A 1,077-nucleotide genomic window follows, 5' to 3' on the forward strand; every position below is an offset into this window, starting at 1 on the left:
GGCGGCGGGCGCGCCCTGATTGACCTGGGTGGCCAGGGCGGAGCTGCCCGCGAAGCTGAAGGTGACCGTGGTGCCGGGGTGGGCGGCCTCGAACTCGTCGCCGAGCCGGGTGAACGCCTCTGTCAGCGACGCCGCGGCGAAGACGGTGATCGGGCCGCGCACCCCGTCGCCGCCCTCCCCCGGCGCCGGTTGGTCGGCCCCGCCGGCGCAGGCGGCGAGGGCCAGGGCAAGGGCCCCGGCCAGGGCGCAACGAGCCACTGATCCGGTCACGTGCCGGTCCCGCCTTTCGGAGGAGACGGCCGCTCCACCACGACCGTCGTAGACTTGATCACCGCGACGGCGATCGAGCCGACCCGCAGGCCTAGGTCGTCGACCGCCTCGCGGCTCATCAGCGACACGATCCGGAACGGCCCGGCCTGGATGTCGACCTGGGCCATGACGGCGTCCTTGACCACGGCGGTGACGATGCCGCGCAGCCGGTTGCGCGCCGAGGACAGCTCGGCGTGCCCCTCCGGCGCGGCAGCCGCGGCGCGGACGAACGCGGCCAGGTCGACGCCGTCGACGACCCGGTGACCGTGCGCGTCGCGGGTGGCGGCGAGACGGCCGGCGTCGACCCAGCGCCGCACCGTGTCGGTGCTGACGCCGAGCAGCTCGGCCGCCTCGCCGATCCGGAACATCGCCACGCAGGCACTCTACCGTGCCGCTTCTGCGAGCCCATGACTGCTCTTGTCCTCGCATCCGCATAGTTTCATCGCGTCAGGAGGCCCGCAGGTGCGGCTGGGCGTGGAGCAGGCGGCAACCGTGCGCCAGCCGGCGACTGCGGGGAGACTGACGGCATGAGATGGGCCCGTCGAGCCGTACCCGCCGCCGCCGTCGTCGTCGCCGCCCTGGCCGCCCGCGACGTCCTGCAACGCGACCACGCCCTGCTGCGCAACTTCCCGGTGCTCGGGCGGGCCCGGTACCTGCTGGAGTCGCTCGGCCCGGAGCTGCGGCAGTACATCGTGGCCGGCAACAACGAGGAGCGGCCGTTCACCCGGGACCAACGGCGCTGGGTGTACGCGTCGGCGAAGCAGGAGA

Annotated in this window: 2 protein-coding genes and 1 pseudogene; 1 reads left to right on the top strand and 2 read right to left on the bottom strand. The window is 73.9% G+C overall.

What is annotated here, in order from left to right; genetic code table 11:
• Both MCAG_RS01020 and MCAG_RS01025 read right to left on the bottom strand, forming a co-directional pair.
• The coding region (locus tag MCAG_RS01020) for an extracellular solute-binding protein (RefSeq protein WP_036371825.1) at window positions 1-270 on the bottom strand (270 nt) is incomplete at its 3' end.
• The gene (locus MCAG_RS01025; RefSeq protein WP_007071142.1) at window positions 267-683 is read right to left on the bottom strand and encodes a molybdopterin-binding protein; all 417 of its coding nucleotides are present in this window, start codon (window positions 681-683) and stop codon (window positions 267-269) included. The genes MCAG_RS01020 and MCAG_RS01025, both read right to left, overlap by 4 nt.
• A 153-nt stretch (window positions 684-836) precedes the next feature.
• Here MCAG_RS01025 and MCAG_RS01030 point away from each other — a divergent pair.
• Window positions 837-1,077, top strand: a pseudogene (locus tag MCAG_RS01030) (FMN-binding glutamate synthase family protein); the annotation flags it as partial.

The organism is Micromonospora sp. ATCC 39149 (assembly GCF_000158815.1).
In the GTDB taxonomy this organism is placed as follows: Bacteria; Actinomycetota; Actinomycetes; order Mycobacteriales; family Micromonosporaceae; genus Micromonospora.